General features: G+C 68.0%; 22 protein-coding genes and 1 pseudogene. 16 read left to right on the plus strand and 7 right to left on the minus strand.

All coding sequences use genetic code 11. From position 1 onward, the window contains the following. The first annotated feature begins 2 nt into the window (after positions 1-2). The 3 genes from KBW95_RS03835 (at position 3) to KBW95_RS03845 (ending at position 3227) form a co-directional block, all read left to right on the plus strand. Complete coding sequence (locus tag KBW95_RS03835) at positions 3-527, plus strand: FixH family protein (protein ID WP_211523641.1); 525 nt, start codon at positions 3-5, stop codon at positions 525-527. Between the two features lie 146 nt (positions 528-673). Beyond that, positions 674-2509 carry a DUF885 family protein gene (locus tag KBW95_RS03840; RefSeq protein WP_211527523.1) on the plus strand — a complete coding sequence of 612 codons (1836 nt, stop codon included), beginning with the start codon at positions 674-676 and terminating at the stop codon, positions 2507-2509. A gap of 166 nt (positions 2510-2675) precedes the next feature. Then, complete coding sequence (locus KBW95_RS03845) at positions 2676-3227, plus strand: outer membrane beta-barrel protein (protein WP_211527524.1); 552 nt, start codon at positions 2676-2678, stop codon at positions 3225-3227. 3 nt (positions 3228-3230) lie between these two features. Here KBW95_RS03845 and KBW95_RS03850 read toward each other — a convergent pair whose 3' ends face one another. Further along, the gene (locus KBW95_RS03850; protein ID WP_211527525.1) at positions 3231-3866 is read right to left on the minus strand and encodes a response regulator transcription factor; all 636 of its coding nucleotides are present in this window, start codon (positions 3864-3866) and stop codon (positions 3231-3233) included. Beyond that, positions 3863-5116, minus strand: coding sequence for a sensor histidine kinase (locus tag KBW95_RS03855; protein ID WP_211527526.1), 1254 nt, complete (start codon positions 5114-5116; stop codon positions 3863-3865). Before KBW95_RS03855 ends, KBW95_RS03850 begins: the two co-directional genes overlap by 4 nt. A gap of 196 nt (positions 5117-5312) precedes the next feature. Here KBW95_RS03855 and KBW95_RS03860 point away from each other — a divergent pair, with 196 nt between their 5' ends. Beyond that, positions 5313-6437, plus strand: coding sequence for a serine hydrolase (locus tag KBW95_RS03860; protein ID WP_211527527.1), 1125 nt, complete (start codon positions 5313-5315; stop codon positions 6435-6437). A 70-nt stretch (positions 6438-6507) separates the two neighbouring features. On the opposite strand, the gene KBW95_RS03865 is transcribed toward KBW95_RS03860, so the two are convergent. Further along, a complete protein-coding gene (locus KBW95_RS03865; RefSeq protein ID WP_229429520.1) occupies positions 6508-6879 on the minus strand; it encodes a hypothetical protein in 372 nt (123 codons plus the stop codon). 233 nt (positions 6880-7112) lie between these two features. Here KBW95_RS03865 and KBW95_RS03870 point away from each other — a divergent pair, with 233 nt between their 5' ends. Next, complete coding sequence (locus KBW95_RS03870) at positions 7113-8588, plus strand: sodium:alanine symporter family protein (protein ID WP_229429521.1); 1476 nt, start codon at positions 7113-7115, stop codon at positions 8586-8588. Here KBW95_RS03870 and KBW95_RS03875 read toward each other — a convergent pair. From KBW95_RS03875 to fnr, 4 genes are all read right to left on the minus strand, one after another. Then, positions 8585-9040, minus strand: coding sequence for an MgtC/SapB family protein (locus KBW95_RS03875; protein ID WP_211523773.1), 456 nt, complete (start codon positions 9038-9040; stop codon positions 8585-8587). The genes KBW95_RS03870 and KBW95_RS03875 overlap by 4 nt on opposite strands. An 84-nt stretch (positions 9041-9124) precedes the next feature. Then, positions 9125-10045, minus strand: coding sequence for a DMT family transporter (locus tag KBW95_RS03880; RefSeq protein ID WP_211527528.1), 921 nt, complete (start codon positions 10043-10045; stop codon positions 9125-9127). 58 nt (positions 10046-10103) lie between these two features. Beyond that, positions 10104-10883, minus strand: coding sequence for a helix-turn-helix domain-containing protein (locus tag KBW95_RS03885; RefSeq protein ID WP_373888749.1), 780 nt, complete (start codon positions 10881-10883; stop codon positions 10104-10106). After that, positions 10865-11629 (minus strand): fumarate/nitrate reduction transcriptional regulator Fnr, encoded by a 765-nt coding sequence (fnr, locus tag KBW95_RS03890; RefSeq protein ID WP_211523638.1) that lies wholly within the window; start codon positions 11627-11629, stop codon positions 10865-10867. The genes KBW95_RS03885 and fnr overlap by 19 nt, the downstream gene beginning before the upstream one ends. Positions 11630-11934: 305 nt before the next feature. Here fnr and KBW95_RS03895 point away from each other — a divergent pair, with 305 nt between their 5' ends. From KBW95_RS03895 to KBW95_RS03945, 11 genes and pseudogenes are all read left to right on the plus strand, one after another. Beyond that, positions 11935-13374, plus strand: a complete 1440-nt coding sequence (locus tag KBW95_RS03895; RefSeq protein ID WP_211523637.1) for a cytochrome ubiquinol oxidase subunit I — start codon at positions 11935-11937, stop codon at positions 13372-13374. Positions 13375-13378: 4 nt separating this feature from the next. Further along, the gene (cydB, locus tag KBW95_RS03900) at positions 13379-14398 is read left to right on the plus strand and encodes a cytochrome d ubiquinol oxidase subunit II (RefSeq protein ID WP_211523636.1); all 1020 of its coding nucleotides are present in this window, start codon (positions 13379-13381) and stop codon (positions 14396-14398) included. Further along, a complete protein-coding gene (locus KBW95_RS03905) occupies positions 14398-14538 on the plus strand; it encodes a DUF2474 domain-containing protein (RefSeq protein WP_211523635.1) in 141 nt (46 codons plus the stop codon). Before cydB ends, KBW95_RS03905 begins: the two co-directional genes overlap by 1 nt. Positions 14539-14614: 76 nt before the next feature. Then, on the plus strand, positions 14615-15283 hold the full coding sequence (locus KBW95_RS03910) for a molecular chaperone (protein ID WP_373888750.1): 669 nt from the start codon (positions 14615-14617) through the stop codon (positions 15281-15283). Then, positions 15276-15554 (plus strand): twin-arginine translocation signal domain-containing protein, encoded by a 279-nt coding sequence (locus tag KBW95_RS03915; protein ID WP_229429522.1) that lies wholly within the window; start codon positions 15276-15278, stop codon positions 15552-15554. The genes KBW95_RS03910 and KBW95_RS03915 overlap by 8 nt, the downstream gene beginning before the upstream one ends. 22 nt (positions 15555-15576) lie before the next feature. Continuing rightward, positions 15577-18399, plus strand: coding sequence for a formate dehydrogenase subunit alpha (locus KBW95_RS03920; RefSeq protein ID WP_211527529.1), 2823 nt, complete (start codon positions 15577-15579; stop codon positions 18397-18399). Between the two features lie 27 nt (positions 18400-18426). Further along, the gene (fdh3B, locus tag KBW95_RS03925; RefSeq protein WP_211527530.1) at positions 18427-19110 is read left to right on the plus strand and encodes a formate dehydrogenase FDH3 subunit beta; all 684 of its coding nucleotides are present in this window, start codon (positions 18427-18429) and stop codon (positions 19108-19110) included. Positions 19111-19118: 8 nt separating this feature from the next. Continuing rightward, positions 19119-19337: a hypothetical protein gene (locus KBW95_RS03930; protein WP_211527531.1), complete on the plus strand. Its 219-nt coding sequence runs from the start codon at positions 19119-19121 to the stop codon at positions 19335-19337. A 13-nt stretch (positions 19338-19350) separates the two neighbouring features. Continuing rightward, positions 19351-20427, plus strand: a complete 1077-nt coding sequence (locus KBW95_RS03935) for a formate dehydrogenase subunit gamma (protein WP_211527532.1) — start codon at positions 19351-19353, stop codon at positions 20425-20427. Positions 20428-20435: 8 nt separating this feature from the next. Further along, positions 20436-20882 carry a hypothetical protein gene (locus KBW95_RS03940; RefSeq protein ID WP_211527533.1) on the plus strand — a complete coding sequence of 149 codons (447 nt, stop codon included), beginning with the start codon at positions 20436-20438 and terminating at the stop codon, positions 20880-20882. Further along, positions 20879-21102 (plus strand): annotated as a pseudogene (locus KBW95_RS03945) (hypothetical protein); the annotation flags it as partial. The gene KBW95_RS03940 and the pseudogene KBW95_RS03945, both read left to right, overlap by 4 nt.

Consider the following 21102-nt stretch of genomic DNA (forward strand, 5'->3'; position numbering starts at 1 on the left):
AGATGCAAACCGCAATTCATCCGCTGCCGCGTAGCAGCGCCGCACCCTGGTACAAGCACCGCTGGCCGTGGTTCCTGATGATCGGCCCGGTGCTGGTGCTGGTCGCCGGCGCGATCACGGCCTGGCTGGCCGTCAGCCGTCCGGACGCGCTGGTGGTGGGCGACTACTACAAGCAGGGCAAGGCGATCAACCAGGACCTGCGCCGCGACCGTGTCGCGAGCAGCCTCGGGCTGGCCTTCGAGGCCCGCCACGACGCCCGGTCCGGCCGCCTGCAGGGGCGCCTGGACAGCTTCGGCAAGCCGGTCGTGGCGCCTTTCCACATCCGCCTGGCGCATCCGACCCAGCCTGGGAAGGACCTGGTGCTGGAAGCGCTGCCCGATGCCCAGGGCCGCTTTTCGGCGGCGCTGCCGGCGCTGGAGCCGACCCACTGGCAGGTGGTGGTCGAAGGCGCCGCGCGCGACTGGCGCCTGGCGGGCAGCTGGAGCCCGGCAAAGCTGGAAACGCTGGTGATCGAGTCCGATCGCTGAGCGCCGGCCCGGTGCGGACCTGTATGTACGCAGCCGGGCAACAGCGCGCGTTGTTGCTTTGTTCTCTTCCGTGTTAGATTCCTCGACGGCAACTGCAGTGATGCTCACTGCATACAGATCAACGATAAGGAAGAGAGACCCCCGAGATGCCATCGTCCCGCCAGCGCAGCCTGCGCGCCACCATCGCCGCCCTGTTCATTCCCGCTGTCCTCGCCGGCGTAAGCCTGCCGGCCGCCGCGCTCGCCGCGCCTGCCGCGGCGTCGGCCACTGCCGCCAAGCCGCATAAAGCCTTCGACGTCTGGGCCGACAAGTTCGCCGAGGATTGGGTGCGCCTGAGCCCGCAGCTGGCGACCATGACCCAGTACTTCAGCGGCGCCGAGCAGGCGAAGCTGGACCGCGAGCTGACGCCCCTGACCGCCGCCCACCGCCAGAAAGTGGTCGCCTTGGCCAAGGCCGGCCTGGCGCGCCTGGACAAGTTCAAGTCGGCGCCGCTGGACGACAGCCAGAAGATCTCGGCCGCCGTGATGCGCTGGTCGCTGCAGAACACGGTCGCCAACGAGCCCTTCGAGGACCATTCCTTCATCTTCTCGCAGTTCAGCGGCGTGCAGGTAAGCCTGGTCAACTTCATGACCACCACCCACCCGCTGCGCAACAAGGCCGACGTCGACAGCTACCTGGCGCGCCTGGAGCAGGTCGGCGCCCGCATGGACGAAGCGCTGGCGCGCGGCCGCGCCGCCGCCGCCAAGCAGCTGATCCCGCCGCGCTTCATCCTCGAGCGCGCCCAGTTCCAGGTCGACCACTTCCTCAAGCCGGCGGCAAGCCAGAACGTGCTGGTCACGACCTTCGAGCAGCGCACCGCCGAGCTGAAGGACCTGGCGCCGGAGGCGCGCGCCGCCGCGATCGCCCGCGCCACCCGGATCGTCGAAGAGAAGATCCGCCCGGCCTATGGCCGCGTGAAGGACTTCATGGCCGAGATCCACCCGCGCACCGGCGACGTGGCCGGCATCTCGCGCCTGCCGAACGGCGCCGCCGCCTATGCCCGCGCGGTGGAGAACTACACCAGCACCAAGCTCACCCCGGAACAGATCCACGAAATCGGCCTGCGCGAAGTGGCGCGCATCGAAGGCGAGATGGACAAGCACCTGCGCTCGCTCGGCCTGCTCGAGGGTGACATCGAAACCCGCATGAAGCAGCTGGACGAGCGCTTCCAGCCGAAAGGCGAGGGCGATCCGCGCCCGGCCATCATCGCCAGCTACGGCGAGATGGTGCGCGACGCCGAGAAGCGCAGCGCCTCGCTGTTCAACCTGAAGCCGCGCGCCCCGGTCGAAGTGCGCCGCGAACCGCCGCTGACCGAGCCTTCGGCGGCCGCCCACTACTCGCTGCCGGCGCCGGACGGCAGCCGTCCGGGCATCTTCTGGGTGCCGTTGCGCGGTCCGAAGTTCGACATGATCCGCATGCGCAGCCTGGCCTACCACGAAGCCGTGCCCGGCCACCACTTCCAGCTGGCGATCCAGCAGGAACTGACCGGCATCCCGAAATTCCGCAGCCAGCGCATCTTCAGTGGCGGCAGCGCCCACGCCGAAGGCTGGGCCCTGTACACCGAGCGCCTGGCGGTGGAGCAGAACTGGTACGAAGGCGATGTGCCGGGCCTGCTCGGCGCGCTCGGCTCGGAGCTGTTCCGGGCACGCCGCCTGGTGGTCGACACCGGCCTGCACGCCAAGGGCTGGACCCGCCAGCAGGGCATCGACTACGGCATCGGCGCCCAGGAGGTGGAGCGCTATGTCGCCTGGCCGGGACAGGCCAACGCCTACATGATCGGCATGCTGCGCATCGTCGAGCTGCGCGAGAAGGCGCGCAAGGAGCTGGGCGACAAGTTCTCGCTGCCGGCCTTCCACGACCTGGTGCTGGGCGCGGGCTCGGTGCCGCTGGACGTGCTGGGCGAACTGGTCGACGGCTGGATCGCCAGGCAGAAGAAGGCCTGAGCTGCCTAGCTCTGGTCACGCAGGGCCGCCATGGGCGGCCCTTTTCGCTTCCCGATGTCCGCGCCGGTATGCATGACGATCGGCACATGCGGCGACGGCCCGGCTTGCCTACACTGGCGCAGCGGTGCGGCCGGACGGTCCGGCGGCACGCCAGTGAAAGGACAACATGAAGCATTCCACCTTCGCCGCCATCTGCGCGGCACTGAGCATCTCGTCGGCAACGGCCGGTCCCTATGCCGGCCTGGCAATCGGCAACCGCAGCCACCAGGAGCTGCCCCAGGCTGCGGGGCCGGCGCTCCAGCCCGCCGACCGCGACTCGCCCCTGGTCGCCTATGGCGGCTACCAGTTGTCTGAAAACTGGGCCGTCGAAGGCGGCTATGGACGCATGAGCGATACCCGGTTCACTGCCGCCGCCGGCCGCGCGAAGGCCGAGTCGAGCCTCGCCTACCTGGCCGGGCGCTGGAGCGCGCCACTGGGCGAGTCGACGTCCTGGTACGCCAAGCTGGGCGTGGCGCGCAATGCGCTGCGGGTTGAAGGGGCAGGGAGCATCGATGGAAAGGAACACGCTTTGCGGCCGATGGGGGCACTCGGCATCGCCTACCATATCGCGCCCCGGCTAGCGCTGACCGGCGAGCTGGCGTCCTACGGAAGGGTGCAGAGCGCCGGCCTCAGGAAGTCCCACACCATCGTGCAGGCCGGCCTGCGCTTCGGTTTCTAGGTCTCAGATGATCTCCATCTCGATCGCGCGCAGCACGGCGCGGACCCGGTCGCGCACCCCCAGCTTGGACAGGACGCTCGATACGTGGTTCTTCACCGTGCCTTCGCTCGAGCCGAGATGGCGGGCGATCTCGCCATTGCTCAGGCCACCGGCCATCAGGGCCAGGACTTCGGTCTCGCGCCCCGTCAGCAGTTGCGCGCCTGGCGGCCGCGCCGCCTCCGGGCAGCTGCGCTGGAAGGAGGCGCGCGTGCGCTCGGTCAGCGCTGGCCGGAACAGGGTTGCGCCGGCAGCGACCGCGCGGATGCCGTCCGCCAGCCGTTCCAGGGAGATATCCTTCAACACGTAGCCGCGCGCCCCGAGCCGCATGGCCTCGTACAGCGCATCGTCATCGTCGAAAGTGGTCAGCATGATCACCGGCGGCAGCGTGAGCTGCGGATCGCGCAGCAGCGCGATGCCGTCGCAGCCCGGCATGCGCACGTCCAGCAGCAATACGTCGGCCGCCGCAAGGCCCAGGACCGCGCGCGCCTCGTGACCGTCGGCCGCCTCGGCCACGACGCGGATATCCCCGGTCAGATCGAGCAGCCCACGGATGCCGCTGCGCACCAGGGTCTGGTCGTCCACCAGCGCCACCCGGATCATGCCGCCAGCTCCGATGCCGGCAATGCGACTTCCACGGCAAAACCGCCGTCGATGCCGCTGCCGAAGCGCAGCTCGCCACCGAGGTCCGCCACGCGCTCGCGCATGCCGCGCAGGCCGCTGCCTTCGGCGGCGCCGGCCTTGCCGCATCCGTCGTCGGCGACCCGGACGAAGGTGGCGCCGCCGCGCGCCCGGACCTCGATTGCGAGGCGCGTGGCGCCGGCGTGGCGCAGGGCATTCGTCACCGCTTCCTGGATGCAGCAGAAGAGCGCGTGCGCCACCGGCGCCGGGTGGCGCGCAGCGGCCTCGTCAATGCGCAGGTCGGTGTCCAGCATCGGCAGGCCGCCGCACAGCGTACGCAGTGCCGCACCCAGGTCCACTTCCTGGCCGTGGCGTTCCTGGCTGACGACATTGCGCACCTGCGCCAGCAAGGCGCGGCTGGCTTCCTGCGCGGTGCCCAGGGCGGATGGGGCCTGGCCGCCGGCCTGGCGCCGGGCCAGGTCGAGATGCAGGTTCAGGGCGGTGAGGTGGTGTCCGAGCGCGTCATGGAGGTCGCGGGCGATGCGCATGCGCTCGGCGCCGCGGACGGTGTCGCCCAGCAGCGCCTGGGTCGCCATCACCTGGGCGTGCGCCGCCGCCAGCTCCCGGCGCGCGCGCCGCTCACGCGCGACCAGGCGCGCAAACAGGAAGGCGGCGAACAGGATCGTGCGCTCGGCCACCAGGTAGGCAAGAAGGGACCACATCGGCGGCTTGCCGTAGCGCTGGGCCGCATCCACCACCAGCAGCAGGTCCGCGCCGGCGCCGAGCAGATACTGGCCAGCCACTGCCGCGACACCCAGCCGCAAGGGCAGCAGCATCGCGATCTGCGCCGTCACGACCACGTTGAAGACCACCGAATCGAGCGCGATCGCACACGCGACCTGGCCGGCCAGCAGCAGTCCGCGCCGGCGCGGGCGCCTGCTCCGGCAGGCCGCCCCGGCCAGCACGGCGAACAGGACGATCAGGCATGCCTTGAGCGCGACGAACAGCTGGAAGGCCGCCAGCACCCGGCCGGGATGGCCGCGGTTGACGGGAGCGCCCATCGTTTCCGACACGAGCGCGAGGGCAGCCAGGCCGAGCGGGTTGTGCAGCTCCAGCCGCTCGAGTCCGGCGGACAGCACTGCGGCGAGATCGAGCGCGCCGAGCAGAAGCGCCGCCGTGACGGCAAGCGTCCATGGCGGGATGCGCGGCGGGCTGGGCAAGGTCATCGACATTGGTATTGCCTGTTTTGCAAGTCAAGGGCCGCATTGTAATGCGGATCCGCGCGCTCCGGCAGTGCCGATCGTCATGGTTCCCTGCGGCGGCATGCATGACTTCCGGCACTGCGCAGCGAGACGCGCCCTCCCTAGACTAGCCGCCAGCGCGCCGTCGGGAACGGCGTCCGGACAACCGAACAGAAAGGACAGATCGATGAAAGCAAGAGTGATCCTTGCCGCCTGCGCGGCGGTGTTGCTGGGAGCCTGCGGCGGCGCGGACGGCCCCGAGCCTCGGACAGGCGGCGCGCCTCTGCGCGAGCTGGTCGAGCGTGCGCGTGCCGAGGCGGGGTTGCCCGGCCTGGCGGCGGTGGTGGTCGAGGACGGCGCCATTGACGCGGCGAGCAGTGGAAGCCGGATCGCCGGCGAGCCGGAACGCCTGCTGGTGGGCGATCCCTTGCAGATGGGGTCGCAGACCAAGGCGGCCACGGCCATGCTGATCGCGCGCCTGGTGGAGCACCGGCGGCTGCGCTGGGACAGCAGCATGGGCGAGCTGTTCCCGCAATGGCGTGCAAGCATGGATCCGCAGCTGCGCGCGGCGACGGTGGAGCAGATGCTGCGCCATCGCGGCGGCTTGAAGCACGATCTCGATGACGGGGACGCCGAACGGCTGCGCCCGCTCGCCACCGGCGTGCCGAGCGTGGACCGGCGGACCGTGGGACATTATCTGCTGCACCGCGCGCCGGCTGCGGCGCCGGACAGGTCGATGGTCTATTCGAACCTCGGCTACCTGCTGCTGGGCCTGGCCGCCGAGGAGGCGGCGGGCCTTCCATACGAGGAGCTGATGCGGCGTGAAGTCTTTGCGCCACTCGGGATCGAAGCCGGCTTCGGATTTCCCGAGGATGCAGGCGCGGGGAGCGTGTCGGGCCACGTCCTGGAAGGGACGGCGTGGCGGCCCGTCGCTTTCGGCGGCGAGGTGCGCTATGGGATGGACATGGTGCAGCCTGCGGGCGGCATGATGCTGTCGATGGCGGAATACGGCAAGTTGCTGCGCGCGCAACTGGCGGGCCTGCGGGGCGGTTCGGACTACCTGTCCGCGGACACGGTTCGCCGCATGCATACGCCGCTCCATGGCTACGCCCACGGCTGGGCAATCGAGCATCACGCCACCGGGGGAGTGGTCAGCGTGCACGCGGGAAGCTGGGGAAGCTACTACGTCTACGCGATCGTGGCGCCGGGCCTGAACAGGGCAGTCGCGGTAGGCTGCAATTGCTACGGCGCGCAAGCGATGAAGCACATCCACCGGCTCGCCGGTCGCCTGGCCTTCGAGGCGGGTTCATAATGGCGCCGGCCGGCGCACACGGCTGGGCGTGCGCGCCGGCCGGCGACCAGGGACATCTCTCGACGGTGAATTACTTGCCGTCTTGCATCTTCTCGCCAGCACGTTCCACGGCGCGGCCGGTGGCGTCCTGGGCACGGTCGGCAGCTGCGCCGACTTCGGCTGCGGCTTCCTTGGATTCCTGCTTCACTTCAGCGCCGGCGGCTTCGATACGCTCGCCTGCACGTTCGGTGGCGGCTTCCACGCGGTCGCCTGCGCGTTCGGCGGCGGCGGCGGTTTCAGCAGCGGCTTCCTTGGTGCCTTCCGCCACGGTCTGGCCGGCATTGTCGATCGCTGCGCCAGCTTCCTGGGCCGGGCCCTTGCCGTCGCCGTCCACGTCCTTCTTGCAGCCGGTAGCCAGCACGGTGACTGCCATCATGATGCCTGCCAAGGTCATTTTGTTCATGGTGCTCTCCTTATAGGGTTGGGCAATTCATTAAAATGTGTGTGTTTTGACAAGATATTACGCCTCGATAAGGTCGCGTTCCGTGCGGTGGCGCACGCCTGTAGCATTCGGCTGCCGTTGTTGATATGCTGTCCACGCATTTACTTCTGCGCATTACTCTTAAGTAAGGTGGCGCTACCGCGCCGATCGATTGTTCATAACGGCACACCCGTTGCCGCTCTGCTAGGGAAAACATGTCTCTGAATGACTTGGTCACCGCCGCCAATGGCGTTATCTGGAGCCCGGCGCTCATCGCGCTCTGCCTGGGCACCGGCCTGTACTTCTCCCTCCGTACGCGCTTCCTGCAGGTGCGCCACGCGAAGGAAATGGTCCGATTGATGTTCGAAGGCAAGAGTTCGGAGCAGGGCGTATCCTCGTTCCAGGCCTTGTCCATGACCCTGGCCGGCCGCGTCGGCACCGGCAACATCGCCGGCGTGGCGACCGCGATCACCTTTGGCGGCCCCGGCGCCGTGTTCTGGATGTGGGCGGTGGCCTTCCTGGGCGCCAGCTCGGCCTTCGTCGAGTCGACCCTGGGCCAGGTGTACAAGGAGCAGATCGGCAAGGAATACCGCGGCGGCCCGGCCTTCTATATTGAAAAGGGCCTGGGCATGAAGTGGTATGCGCTGACCTTCGCCTTCGCCACCATCATCGCCACCGGCCTGCTGCTGCCGGGCGTGCAGGCCAACTCGATCGCCGAGGGCCTGAAGACCGCCACCGGCATCGAGCCCATGTATACCGGCATCGGCCTGTCGCTCGTGCTGGCCTTCATCATCTTCGGCGGCGTCAAGCGCATCGCCACCTTCGCGGAAGTGGTCGTGCCTTTCATGGCGCTGGGCTACATCCTGGTGGCCGTGGTCATCGTGGGCATGAATATCGGCGCACTGCCGGGCGTGATCAAGCTGATCTTCGCCTCGGCCTTCGGCCAGGAAGCCGCCTTCGGCGCCATCCTCGGCCTGGCGGTCATGTGGGGCGTCAAGCGCGGCGTGTACTCGAACGAGGCAGGCCAGGGCACCGGTCCGCACGCCTCGTCGGCGGCCGAAGTGAGCCACCCGGCCAAGCAGGGCCTGGTGCAGGGCTTCTCGGTCTACATCGACACCCTGTTCGTGTGCTCGGCGACCGCCTTCATGCTCCTGATCACCGGCCAGTACAACGTCGAGGCGCCGAACGGCGCCCCGCTGTTCACCGGCGTGCAGGGCGTCGCTTCGGGTCCGGGTTATGTGCAGACCGCGCTGGAAAACGTGATGCCGGGCTTCGGCGCGCTGTTCGTGGCCGTGGCGCTGCTGTTCTTCGCGTTCACCACCATCGTCGCCTATTACTACATCGCCGAGACCAACATCGCCTACATCAACCGCACCGTCAACCGTCCGTGGATGACCCTGGTGCTCAAGCTGTTCATCATCGGCTCGACCTACTACGGCTCGGTGAAGACGGCGGAAGCGGCCTGGGGCCTGGGCGACATGGGCGTGGGCCTGATGGCCTGGCTGAACATCGTCGCCATCCTGCTGATGCAGAAGACCGCCTTCAAGTGCCTGCGCGACTATGAAGGCCAGAAGAAGGCCGGCAAGGATCCGCAGTTCGATCCGAAGGCCCTGGGCATCGAAGGCGCCCACTACTGGGAAGAGCGCGTCAAGGCCGCCCAGGCCGGCGCGCCCGACAAGGCAGTCGCTTAAGCTGCCGGGTCCTTCGTCGCGCTGCGCATGATCGTCAGCACGACGATGGCAAACAGGGTGCTGAACACCGCCGTCGCCTCGCGCCCCATGCCGGCCGCGATGCCGACGGCGGCGGTCAGCCAGACGCTGGCCGCCGTCGTCAGTCCCTTGATGTCTTCCTTGTCGGTCTGCTTGAGAATGGCGCCGGCGCCCAGGAAGCCGATGCCGGCCACGATCCCCTGGATCACCCGCGACAGGTCCTGGATATTCATCCCGGCCTGCAAGGGAATCAGCACGAACAGCGCCGCGCCCAGCGACACCAGCATGTGGGTGCGCAGGCCCGCCGAGGCGCCCACCGATTCACGCTCGTAGCCGAGCAGCCCGCCCAGCACCAGCGCCACCAGCAGGCGCAGCACGATGCGGGTAATGTCTTCCACATTGCCCAGGTCCGAGAATTCCTGCTGCACCGTCATCCAGCTTCGTGTCAACCACACCTTGTCTGCTCCTGTCGGGATCGTCCGGCCATGATGCCAGTTCGCGCGCCGGACTGGCGCACCTCATCCGTGGCCAGTACTGGCGTGGGCCCGGGCGCAGGCCACCACGCCGCCCACCAGCAGCCCCATCGCGGCCCACTCCAGGGCGCTTGGCCAGCGCTCTTCCCATAAGAAGCCATACAGCGAGGCGAACAAGGTCTCGAACACGATCATCTGGCCCATCAGGCTCAGGGGCAGGGCGCGGCTCGCCACATTCCACAGCGCGTTGCCCAGGATCGAGCACAGGATCGCCACGCTGGTGACCACGCCGGCGAAATGCAGCCACTGGGCATTGCTGTGGCCCGCATCCGCGCCGGCAAAGGCGGGGACCGCCAGCAGCAGGGCCTCCAGGCCAGTAACTACACCCATCGCCAGGTTCCAGTCGTGGCCGGAGACGCCCTCCAGGCGCCCGAGCCAGCGGCTGTTGCTGACGGCGTAGATGGTCCAGGAGACCAGGGCGCCGGCCGCGCAGCCCAGGCCGAGCAGGGAATCGGCGCCCGTGCTCGACACCGATTGCCAGCTGATGCAGGCCAGCCCGGCGGCGCTCAGCGCCAGCGAGGGGAGCAGGCGGCGCAGCGGCACCGCGTGGCGGTCGCGGCTGCCGACCAGGGTGACGGCGATGGGCAGCAGGCCGATCACCAGCGAGGGCATGGCCACGCCGCCTGCCTGCACGGCGGTCGCCAGGAAGACGTAATAGAGGATGTTGCCGGTGAATGCCAGCCACAGCAGGGCGCGCCACTCCTTCCAGGACAGCACCCGCAGCAGCCGGCGCCAGGATGGCGCGATCAGGACCGCCGCCACCAGCCCGTAGGCCAGGTAGCGCCCGGCCGAGAGCTGGAGGGGCAGGAAGCCGGACGTGAGCTGGGGTGCGAGAAAGACCAGGCCCCACAGGGCGCCGGCGAGGATGCCCGAGCCGATGCCGAGCGATGTCTGATTGATGACCATGAGAACCTCCTGAGAGCGGAGATTCTCGCCCACCGGGGCGGACGGGTCTTGGCGCCAGCTACTGCGTTTTGTGCTTATCCTCGCGCGCCGCCTTCCGGTAAGCGGCAGGCGTGGTGTCCATCGCAGTGCGCATGGCGCGCGTGAGCACGCTCTGGTCGGAAAATCCGGTCTCGAGGGCGATGTCGGCGATGGATCGGCGCGTCGCCACCAGCAGCGTACAGGCCCGCTCGAGGCGCCGCTGCAACAGCCAGTCGTGGGGACTCATGCCGGTCTCCTGGCGGAACAGGGCGTGGACGCGGCTCGCGCTCAGGGAGCAGGCGCGCGCCATGGCGTCCAGGGTCCAGGGCTGGCCGGGCGCGGCCTCGATGCGCGCCATCAGCGCCGCCAGCCGCGACCTGGGCTGGGGTGTTTCCTGGGACAGGGTGTCGAGCAGCAGCGGCGTCCAGCCTTGCAGCAGCTGCGCCGGGGCGGCGGCGTCGCTCCGGGCCAGGCTCATGAATTCGACCAGCTTGCGGGCGGCGGCGCCGATCGGGGTGAAGGGGCGTTCGAGCAGGCGCTGCCAAGGACCCCGGTGCAGCAGCTCGGGGCCGAGGTCGAGGATGAAGGACTGGTTGCCGGCTTCGCCCCATTGCGTATGCCAGGCGCCGGGCGCGACCACGGCGGCGTGCAGCAGGTCGAGTGTGCGTCCGCGGCCTTCGATTTCCAGGTCGACTTCGCCGGCGACCGGCAGGACGATCTGGGCGAAGCTGTGACGGTCTCCCAGGGGCTGCGGACCGTAGCTGCGCAGGTGCAGGTCGACTGGGAGCTTGCCGTCCACGTTCAGGCCATCGGGCTGCACACGTCGGTGCCGGCTGCGAGCGCCTTCAGCTTGGCGGGATCGAGCAGGGTGACTTCGCGCTTGTCGACCTGCAGCCAGCCCTGCTTTTTGAAACGCGACAACAGGCGGCTGACGCTCTCGATGGTCAGGCCCAGGTAGTTGCCGATGTCTTCGCGCGACATGCGCAGCTGGAAGCTGTTGGGCGAATAGCCGCGCGCCGCGTAGCGGGCCGACAGGTTGACCAGGAAGACCGCGAAGCGCTGCTCGGCGCGCATATTGCCGAGCAGTAGCATGACGTTCTGCTCGCGGGTGATTTCCTGGCTCATGATGCGGTGGAAGTGGCGCAGCAGGGCGGGGACTTCGCCGAACAGCCCTTCCAGGCACGAGAAGGGGATTTCGCAGACCTCGCTGTCTTCCAGCGCCACGGCGTCGCAGTGGTGTGTGCCGCTGATGGCGTCCATGCCGAGCAGCTCGCCGGCCATCTGGAAGCCGGTGATCTGGGCTTCGCCGGCGGCGTTGACCTGGTAGGTCTTGAAGTGGCCGAAGCGCACCGCGTACAGGTTGCGGAAGGGCTCCCCCATCTGATAGAGGCGCTCGTCCTTTTCCAGGCGCCGGCGGCGGCCGATGATCTGGTCGAGGCGGTTGATGTCGGCATCTTCCAGGCCCATCGGCAGGCACAGCTGGTGCATGCTGCAGGCGGAGCAGCTGGCTTTCAGGGCCTGGATGTTCACTGGCTGGTCGGTCTTGAAGGAGACGATCTGGGTCATGGGAAGTCCGGTAGTACGCGTATGGGGAGATTATAGACGGGGCTGTCGCTTGGGCGGCGCGACAAATCGTCCTATGTTGAACTTCAACGTCAACTTGGGTCCCGGCCTTCGCCGGGACGACGGTCTTTAGGCTGCGTGTCGAAATGGTTTCCGCAGTCCGCTCCCCCAGCACGTCGTCCCGGCGAAGGCCGGGACCCAAGTTTGCTCGCACACCACGAATGCATACAAAAATGACATCGCCAACCGTGCGCACCCAATGAGCATGCTAGATTCTCAACACTCAGACACAGCGCGAAGGAACACCCATGTTCGGTCTGTCCGCCCTGGATCTCGCCCGCATCCAGTTCGCCTTCACGATGTCTTTCCACATTCTGTTTCCGGCCATTACCATCGGCATGGCCAGCTACCTGGCCGTGCTCGAACTGTGCTGGCTGCGCACCAAGCGCCAGGTCTACGTCGACCTCTATCACTTCTGGCTGAAGATCTTCGCCGTCACCTTCGGCATGGGCGTGGTCTCCGGCATCGTGATGGCCTACCAGATCGGCACCAACTGGAGCTACCTGTCCGAATTCGCCGGCAGCGTCATGGGCCCGATCCTGTCCTATGAAGTCCTGACCGCCTTCTTCCTGGAAGCCGGCTTCCTGGGCGTGATGCTGTTCGGCTGGAACCGCGTCGGCCCGGCCCTGCATTTCGTCGCCACCTGCATGGTCGCCGTCGGCACCCTGATCTCCGCCACCTGGATCCTGGGCGCCAACAGCTGGATGCAGACCCCGCAGGGCTACGCCATCGAGGGCGGACGCATGGTGCCGGTGGACTGGATCGCGATCATCTTCAATCCGTCCTTTCCCTACCGCCTGGTGCACATGGTGATCGCCGCCTACCTGACCACGGCGCTGCTGGTGGGCGCTTCGGGGGCATGGCACCTGCTGCGCGGGCGCGACAACCCGGCGGTGCGCAAGATGATGTCGATGGCCATGTGGATGATCCTGCTGGTGGCCCCGGTCCAGGCCATCGTCGGCGACTTCCATGGCCTGAACACCCTCAAGCACCAGCCGGCCAAGCTGGCCGCGATGGAAGGGCACTGGCAGAACCATCCCGGCGAGGCGGTGCCGCTGCTGCTGTTCGGCATCCCCGACATGGAAGAGGAGCGCACCAGGCTGGCGGTCGGCATCCCGCACCTGGGCAGCATCATCCTGACCCACACCATGGACGGCCAGATCCCGGCCCTCAAGGACTTCCCGCGCGAAGACCGGCCGAATTCCCTGATCGTGTTCTGGAGCTTCCGCCTGATGGTGGGCCTGGGCCTCCTGATGATCGCCCTCGGCGCCTGGAGCCTGTTCCTGCGGCGCGGCGGGCGGCTGTTCCTCAACCGCGCCTTCCAGCGCTTCGCCCTGTGGATGGGGCCCGCCGGCCTGGTCGCGATCCTGGCCGGCTGGGTGACCACCGAGGTGGGACGCCAGCCCTGGGTGGTCTATGGCGTGCTGCGCACCGCCGACGCGGTCTCGCCCCACGGCGCCGTGTCGCTGGGACTGACCCTGCTGCTGTTCGTGGTCGCCTACATGTTCGTGTTCGGGGCCGGCACTGGCTACGTGCTGCGTATGATCCGCAAGGGCCCGCAGCACTTCGAGCTGACCCACGCGCCGGAAGGCGGGCCGGGCGAGGAGCGCACGCCGAGCCGCCCGATGTCGGCGGCCGACGTGCCGAATGATGAAAATACAGACGACGACAAGCGGACGCGGAGCTGAAGCCATGGGCATCGACACTTCCATCATCTGGGCCGTCATCATCTTCTTCGCGGTCTTCATGTACGTGCTGCTGGACGGCTTCGACCTGGGCATCGGCATGCTGTTCCCCTTCACCCCCAGGAAAAAAGACCGCGACACCATGATGAACACCGTGGCGCCGGTCTGGGACGGCAACGAGACCTGGCTGGTGCTGGGCGGGGAAGGGCTGCTGGCGGCCTTCCCGGTGGCCTACTCGATCATCCTGTCCGGCCTCTACCTGCCCCTGATCTTCATGCTGATCGGCCTGGTGTTCCGCGGCGTGGCCTTCGAATTCCGCTTCAAGGCCAAGGAACACGAGCGCCACCTGTGGGACAAGGCCTTCATCGGCGGCTCGGTGGTGGCCAGCTTCTTCCAGGGCGTCTCGCTGGGCGCCTTCCTGGACGGCATCGCGGTCTCGGGCCGCAGCTATGCCGGCGGGCCGCTCGACTGGATCGCGCCTTTCCCGCTGGCGGCCGGCATCGGCGTGATGATCGCCTATACCCTGCTGGGGGCCACCTGGCTGATCATGAAGACCGAGGGCGAGCTGCACGCGCGCATGGTCCAGGTGGCGCGGCCGTTTTCCCTGCTGCTGCTGTTCGCGATCGTCGCGGTCAGCATCTGGACCCCGCTGCGCGACCCCTTCGTCGCCGACCGCTGGTTCACCTTCCCCAACATCGTGTTCCTGGCGCCGGTGCCGATCCTGGTGGCGGCCTGCATCTTCCTGCTGCTGCGCTCGCTCAAGCGGGCGCCCCAGAAGGAACCCTTCCGGCTGCCCTTCGTACTGGCCCTGGGACTGATCTTCCTGGGCTACAGCGGCATGGCGATCAGCATCTGGCCGCACATCGTGCCGCCCAGCATCTCGATCTGGGAAGCCGCCTCGCCGCCGGCCAGCCAGGGCTTCGCGCTGGTGGGTACGCTCTTCATCCTGCCCATCATCCTGATGTACACGGGCTGGTCGTACTGGGTGTTCCGCGGCAAGGTCAAGGCCGATGCGGGGTACCACTGATGGAGGCGAGCAAGCCCAGCGGGCGCGAATGGGCGCGCCGCCTCGCCTGGATGGCGGCCCTCTGGCTGGGCGGGGTCGCCACCCTGGCGCTGGTGGCCTTTGTGCTGCGGATGATCATGCGGGCGGCGGGAATGCGTTGAAGAAGCAAGCGTGCGCGCTGTCCTGCACGGGAGGAATACACTTCTCATGAACCTTTGCCAACAGGAGAGCAGGACAGTGACCATCCCGAGCGCGCCCACTCTCGACCGACCCGCCGGCCAGTCGCTGGCCCCCCCGCTGAGTGGAGAGGAGCAGGCGCGCGCCGACCTGTATGCCTTGCTGTCGCGGCTGCTGCTGGCTCCGCCGGACGCCGAGCTGCTGGAGGCGCTCGCCTCAAGCGACCCCATCATTGCCCAGGGCGGCGAACTGGCCCTGGAACAGGCCTGGGAGCAGCTGACCCTGGCCTCCGCCGTCATGGACCCGCAAGCCGTGGCCGACGAGTTCGGCCAGCTGTTCGTCAGCATCGGCTCGCCCCCCGTCAATCCCTACGGTTCCCGCTACCTGTCCGGCTACATCAACGACGCCCCGCTGGCCGAGCTCCGCGCCGACCTGGCGCGCCTCAGGCTGGCCCGGGTGCGCGGGGTGGGGGAGTTCGAAGACCACCTGGGCGCGCTGTGCGAAACCATGCGCGTGCTGGTCGCGGGCGGCCCGGGCATCGCCCGCCATCCGGTGGCCGAGCAAAAGCAGTTTTTCGAGGCCCACATCGCGCCCTGGTACGAGCGCGCGGTGGCCGACATCGCCGGCGCCGAGGGCGCCAACTACTACAGGCTCGTTGCGCGGCTGGCCGGGACTTTCCTGGCGATCGAGGCCGAAGCATTCGTGCTCGGGGAGGAGACCCATGACTGAACATACCGACATGGCCCGCGTCGAGGCCAATGCCGTCAGCGTCGATGTTAGCGCTGCAACGGCGGCGTCCGGCGGGCAGGAACAGGCGCCGGACCCATCGCGCCGCGGCTTCCTGAAGGCGGCGCCGCTGGGCGCCCTGGCCGTCGTCACCGGCAGCACCCAGGCCGAGGAAGCCAATCCGGCCGCGCCCGCCAGTGCGCCCCAGGCCAAGCGCGGCTACCACGAGACCGATCACATCCGACGTTATTACCAGTCCGCCGCCTATTGGTGAGCGCAACAGGAGGAGCCAGTCCATGTCCCTCGTAAAGACGACGCACGACAGCGCGCTGAAGCGCCGGCGTTTCCTGGTCGGGGCCGGCGTCGCCGCCGGCGCCGGCGCGCTGGCCCGGCACCTGCCGCTGAACGTGATCGAACCGGCCGAAGCCGCCGACCCGGTGCCCAACGCGCCGGTGCCCACCGAGATCAAGCGCACCATCTGCAGCCACTGTTCGGTCGGCTGCTCGGTGGATGCGGTGGTCGCCAACGGCGTCTGGGTGCGCCAGGAAGCGGCCTTCGACTCGCCGATCAATATGGGCGCCCACTGCGCCAAGGGCGCCTCGGTGCGCGAGCACGCCTTCGGCGAGCACCGCCTGCGCTACCCGATGAAACTGGTGGGCGGCAAGTACCAGCGCATCTCCTGGGACCAGGCCATCAACGAGATCGGCGACAAGCTGCTGCAGCTGCGCCAGCACGCCGGCCCCGACGCCCTGATGGTGATCGGCAGTTCCAAGCACAACAACGAACAAGCCTATTTGCTGCGCAAGTGGGTCTCGTTCTGGGGCTCGAACAACTGCGACCACCAGGCGCGCATCTGCCACTCGACCACGGTCGCGGGCGTGGCCCAGACCTTCGGCTACGGCGCGATGACGAACTCCTTCAATGACTTGCACCACAGCAAGGCGGTGCTCTTCATCGGTTCCAACCCGGCCGAGGCCCACCCGATCTCGATGCTGCACTTCCTGCACGCCAAGGAACTGGGCGCGAAGATGATCGTGATCGACCCGCGCTTCACCCGCACGGCGCGCTTCGCCCACCACTACGTGCGCGTGCGCCCGGGCACCGACATCCCGCTGGTGTGGGGCATGCTGTGGCACATCTTCCAGAACGGCTGGGAAGACAAGAACTTCATCAACCAGCGCACCTACGGCATGGAGGACGTGCGCAAGGAAGTCGCCAAGTGGACGCCAGATAAAGTGTCGGACGTCACCGGCGTGCCGGAATCGGCGGTGCGCATGGCGGCCGAGATGCTGGCCACCAACCGGCCATCCTCGGTCGTCTGGTGCATGGGCATCACCCAGCACCACGTGGGCACCGCCAACGTGCGCGCGCTCTGCATCCTGCAGCTGGCGCTGGGCAACATCGGCGTCCCGGGCGGCGGCGCCAACATCTACCGCGGCCACGACAATGTCCAGGGCGCCACCGACGTCGGCCCCAACGGCGAGTCGCTGCCGGGCTACTATGGCCTGGCGGAAGGCTCCTGGAAGCACTTCGCCAATGTCTGGGGCGTCGACTACAACTGGATCCTGTCGCGCTTCGCCTCCAAGGAGCTGATGGAAAAGCCCGGCATCACGGTGTCGCGCTGGTTCGACGCGGTAAACGAGCAGAACAAGTTCGTCGACCAGCCGAGCAACCTGCGCGCCGTGTTCTACTGGGGCCACGCGCCCAACAGCCAGACCCGCCTGCCGGACATGAAGGCGGCGATGCAGAAGCTCGACATGCTGGTGGTGATCGATCCCTACCCCAGCATGACGGCCTCCATGCACGGGCGCACCGACGGCGTCTACCTGCTGCCGGCCGCGTCCCAGTTCGAGACCCAGGGTTCCTGCACCGCCTCCAACCGCTCCATTCAATGGCGCGAGCGGGTCATCATGCCCTTGTTCGAGTGCAAGACCGACCACGAGATCATGTACCTGTTCGCGCGCAAGCTGGGATTCGCCGAGCAGCTGTGCAAGAACATCAAGGTGGTGCACAACGAGCCCGTGGTCGAGGACATCCTGCGCGAGATCAACCGCTCCTGCTGGACCATCGGCTACACCGGCTGCTCGCCGGAGCGCCTCAAGCTCCACATGGAGAACAAGCACACCTTCAACCCGACCACGATGCGGGCCGATTCCGGGCCCTGCAAGGGCGACTACTACGGCCTGCCGTGGCCGTGCTGGGGCACGCCGGAAATGAAGCACCCGGGCACGCCCATCCTGTACGACATCAGCAAGCCGGTGGCCGAGGGCGGCATGCCCTTCCGCGCCAACTGGGGCGTGGAGCACAACGGCGAAACCCTGCTGGCGGCCGACGGCTCGACCAACAAGGACAGCCAGCTGGACGTCGGCTACCCCGAGTTCGACCACGTGTTCCTGAAGAAGCTGGGCTGGTGGAGCGAGCTCACGCCGGCCGAGCAGGCCATGGCCGAGGGCAAGAACTGGAAGACCGACAATTCGGGCGGCATCATCCGCGTCGTCATCGCCCACGGCTGCGCGCCCTGGGGCAATGCGCGGGCGCGCTGCAATGTGTGGAACTTCCCGGACCCGGTCCCTGTGCACCGCGAACCGCTGTCCTCGCCGCGCCGCGACCTGGTCGCCAAGTACCCGACCTACGACGACAAGGCCGCCTTCTGGCGCCTGCCGACCCTGTACAAGTCGGTGCAGGCGGTCGACTTCTCCAAGGACTTCCCGCTGATCATGACCTCGGGGCGCCTGGTCGAGTACGAGGGCGGCGGCGAAGAGACCCGTTCCAACCCCTGGCTGGCCGAGCTGCAGCAGAACATGTTCGTCGAGATCAACCCGCGCGACGCCCAGCAGATCGGCGCCCGGGTGGGCGAGTACGTCTGGGTCGAGAGCCCCAACGGCGCCCGCCTCAAGATGATGGCCATGGTCACCGAGCGCGTTCCCGTGGGCCTGGTGTGGATGCCCTTCCACTTCGGCGGCTGGTGGATGGGCGAGGACCTGGAGCGCCACTATCCCGAGGGCGGGGCCCCGACCGTGCGCGGCGAGGCCTGCAACACGGCCTGGACCTATGGCTATGACGCCGTGACGATGATGCAGGAAACCAAAGTGTCGCTGTGCCGCGTGGTGCGGGCCTGACGAGACAGAAGAGCAGAGGAGACTGATATGGCTGCGAGGATGAAGTTCATCTGCGACACCGAGCGCTGCATCGACTGCAACGGTTGCGTGACCGCCTGCAAGAACGAGCACGAGACGCCCTGGGGTGTGAACCGCCGGCGCGTGGTGACGATCAACGACGGCGTGCCGGGCGAGCGCTCGGTCTCGGTCGCCTGCATGCACTGCACCGACGCCCCTTGCCTGGCGGTGTGCCCGACCAATTGCATCTACCACACCGAGGACGGCATCGTCCTGCACAGCAAGGACCAGTGCATCGGCTGCGGCTACTGCTTCTACGCCTGCCCGTTCGGGGCGCCGCAGTTCCCGGAGACCGGCCTGTTCAACCACCGCGGCAAGATGGACAAGTGCACCTTCTGCGCCGGCGGCCCGGAACCGGACACCTCGGAAGCGGAGTTCAAGAAGTACGGACGCAACCGCATCGCCGAGGGCAAGCTGCCGGCCTGCGCCGAGCAGTGCGGCACCAAGGCCTTGCTGGCCGGCGAAGCCAACATCGTCGCCGATATCTACCGCCAGCGCGTCGAGACCCGCGGCTACGGTCCCGAGCTGTGGGGCTGGAAGATCGCCTATGGCCGCCCCAAGCGCGGCGGAGAGATCAAGGCCAAGGGCAACCTGCCGCGCGAGAACCAGAAAGCCAACGATTTCCAGAACGGCGGCGGGAGGTTCCCGACATGAAAGCACTCATGAAGCCACTGAGACTGATTGCCGCCGCGGCGCTGCCGCTGCTGCTGGCCGGCTGCCTCGAAGTCGACCAGCACCCCGCCTGGCTCAAGGGCGAATACGCCGGCAAGGAAGATCCGCGTCCCTACCAGACGCGTTTCCACAATGACCGGATGGCCTGGTGGGCGGCGATGGAAAACCGCAACATGAAGCAGAACGAGTACAACCGGGCCAACCCCTGACGAGGAGCCATCCATGCGAGCGAACCTGATGCTGTTACGCGCGATCCTGCTCCTCGCGGCCGCGCTGGTGCTGCCGGCAAGCTGGGCCGGCGTGCCCAACGAGCGCGCCGAGCCCGCCTATGCGGAAGAGCAGACCATGCTCCAGATCGAGGGCGATTCGCGCGTGCCCGAACCCGGCCTGAACCAGGCCGCTTCCGGCCGCGTGCACCTGGACCGCCACTTCCTCGGCCAGTACGGCGACAACGAAGCCAACGTCATCGTCCAGCGCGGCGGCAATACCTGGCGCCACCTGCGCAACGGGCCGCTCGCCACCATCGCCGGCATCATCCTGCTGGTGGTGCCGCTGCTGATCCTGATCTTCTACCAGACGGTCGGTCCGATGCGCGAAGAGCCGCGCTCCGGCCGCACGATCCAGCGCTTCAGCCGCTGGGAGCGCCAGGTGCACTGGGCCACGGCCTTCAGCTTCATCGCGCTGGCGGTCACCGGCATCATCATCATGTTCGGCAAGAAGATCATGCTGCCGTGGATGGGCCATACCCTGTTCTCCTGGGTGGCCATCATCTCGAAATACCTGCACAACTTCGTCGGCCCGCTGTTCATCCTGTGCTCGATCCTGATGTTCTTCACCTTCGTTCGGCGCAACTTCTTCAACCGCAACGACTGGCAATGGGTGAAGCAGGGAGGGGGGCTGGTCTCGCACAAGCACGTGCCGGCCGGCTTCTTCAACGCCGGCGAGAAGACCTGGTTCTGGCTCGGCGTCACCCTGCTGGGCCTGGTGATGTCGATCACCGGCCTGATTCTCGACTTCGTCACCTTCGGCCAGACCCGCTATGTGATGCAGGTGGCGAACTACCTGCATATCGGCGGCTCCGCGCTCTACATCGCCGCCGCCATGGGCCACATCTACATCGGCACCTGGGGAACCCCGGGGGCCTACGAGGCCATGCGCTACGGCACCGTGGACGAGGAATGGGCGCGCGCCCACCACGCGCTGTGGTACGAGCAGGTGAAGAACGGCACGGTGTCGGGCGCGAGCCGCGCGACCGGGCCGGGAACGGTTCCGCCGCCTCGCCCAGGCCCTGCGCATTGAGGACAGCCATGAAAACGACCAGCATCCTGATCCCCTTCGCCCTGGCGGCGCTCGTCCTGACCGCCGGCTGCGACCGCAACCGCGCGGCCCACGTGGCCGGCATCGAACAGACCAAGTTCCCGGGCCAGGTGACGGCCGGCGGCGGCACCAGCGGCGAGATCCTGGAAAAGAACAAGCCGCCGACCACCGACGCCACCTATGCGGGCGGCACGCCGGGCATCGCGGGCGGCTCGGGCGGCACTACGGGCGGCGCGGCCACGGCAGGCACCGTCCACGAAACCGGGCAGGGGCCGGACAAGGGCGTCACCAATCCGGGCGGCAGCAGCCAGGGCACCCAGGTGCCGTCGGGCGACAACCCGCCGCCGGCGCCGCCGCCCGCCAACCAGCCGACCGCCCCGGCCAGCAATACCGCGCCCAAAGGGCCGGCCGCGCCGGGCACGATGGGGAGCAAATGATGAAGACCATCACGCTGAACAGGATTGCGCTGGCGGCGGCGCTGGCCGTGGCCCAGGGCGCATGGGCGGCATTGCCGCCTCAGACGCCGGCCCAGGCCCAGGCCGCCGCCGCCAAGAAGGCCGAAGCGGACGCCAAGGCGGCCAAGGACAAGGAAGCGCTGGGCAAATCGATGGACGCGGTCAGCGCGCGCTGGCGCTCGCGCGCGGCGGGGCAGGGCTG

Source organism: Massilia sp. ZL223 (assembly GCF_018119395.1).
Classification (GTDB): domain Bacteria; phylum Pseudomonadota; class Gammaproteobacteria; order Burkholderiales; family Burkholderiaceae_D; genus Telluria.

Excerpts from the sequence above, each read along its gene's own strand:
- KBW95_RS03835 (WP_211523641.1), top strand. The coding sequence starts at position 3 with ATGCAAACCGCAATTCATCCGCTGCCGCGTAGCAGCGCCGCACCCTGG.
- KBW95_RS03840 (WP_211527523.1), top strand. The coding sequence starts at position 674 with ATGCCATCGTCCCGCCAGCGCAGCCTGCGCGCCACCATCGCCGCCCTG.
- KBW95_RS03845 (WP_211527524.1), top strand. The coding sequence starts at position 2,676 with ATGAAGCATTCCACCTTCGCCGCCATCTGCGCGGCACTGAGCATCTCG.
- KBW95_RS03850 (WP_211527525.1), bottom strand. The coding sequence starts at position 3,866 with ATGATCCGGGTGGCGCTGGTGGACGACCAGACCCTGGTGCGCAGCGGC.
- KBW95_RS03855 (WP_211527526.1), bottom strand. The coding sequence starts at position 5,116 with ATGTCGATGACCTTGCCCAGCCCGCCGCGCATCCCGCCATGGACGCTT.
- KBW95_RS03860 (WP_211527527.1), top strand. The coding sequence starts at position 5,313 with ATGAAAGCAAGAGTGATCCTTGCCGCCTGCGCGGCGGTGTTGCTGGGA.
- KBW95_RS03865 (WP_229429520.1), bottom strand. The coding sequence starts at position 6,879 with ATGAACAAAATGACCTTGGCAGGCATCATGATGGCAGTCACCGTGCTG.
- KBW95_RS03870 (WP_229429521.1), top strand. The coding sequence starts at position 7,113 with ATGTCTCTGAATGACTTGGTCACCGCCGCCAATGGCGTTATCTGGAGC.
- KBW95_RS03875 (WP_211523773.1), bottom strand. The coding sequence starts at position 9,040 with ATGACGGTGCAGCAGGAATTCTCGGACCTGGGCAATGTGGAAGACATT.
- KBW95_RS03880 (WP_211527528.1), bottom strand. The coding sequence starts at position 10,045 with ATGGTCATCAATCAGACATCGCTCGGCATCGGCTCGGGCATCCTCGCC.
- fnr (WP_211523638.1), bottom strand. The coding sequence starts at position 11,629 with ATGACCCAGATCGTCTCCTTCAAGACCGACCAGCCAGTGAACATCCAG.
- KBW95_RS03895 (WP_211523637.1), top strand. The coding sequence starts at position 11,935 with ATGTTCGGTCTGTCCGCCCTGGATCTCGCCCGCATCCAGTTCGCCTTC.
- cydB (WP_211523636.1), top strand. The coding sequence starts at position 13,379 with ATGGGCATCGACACTTCCATCATCTGGGCCGTCATCATCTTCTTCGCG.
- KBW95_RS03905 (WP_211523635.1), top strand. The coding sequence starts at position 14,398 with ATGGAGGCGAGCAAGCCCAGCGGGCGCGAATGGGCGCGCCGCCTCGCC.
- KBW95_RS03915 (WP_229429522.1), top strand. The coding sequence starts at position 15,276 with ATGACTGAACATACCGACATGGCCCGCGTCGAGGCCAATGCCGTCAGC.
- KBW95_RS03920 (WP_211527529.1), top strand. The coding sequence starts at position 15,577 with ATGTCCCTCGTAAAGACGACGCACGACAGCGCGCTGAAGCGCCGGCGT.
- fdh3B (WP_211527530.1), top strand. The coding sequence starts at position 18,427 with ATGGCTGCGAGGATGAAGTTCATCTGCGACACCGAGCGCTGCATCGAC.
- KBW95_RS03930 (WP_211527531.1), top strand. The coding sequence starts at position 19,119 with ATGAAGCCACTGAGACTGATTGCCGCCGCGGCGCTGCCGCTGCTGCTG.
- KBW95_RS03935 (WP_211527532.1), top strand. The coding sequence starts at position 19,351 with ATGCGAGCGAACCTGATGCTGTTACGCGCGATCCTGCTCCTCGCGGCC.
- KBW95_RS03940 (WP_211527533.1), top strand. The coding sequence starts at position 20,436 with ATGAAAACGACCAGCATCCTGATCCCCTTCGCCCTGGCGGCGCTCGTC.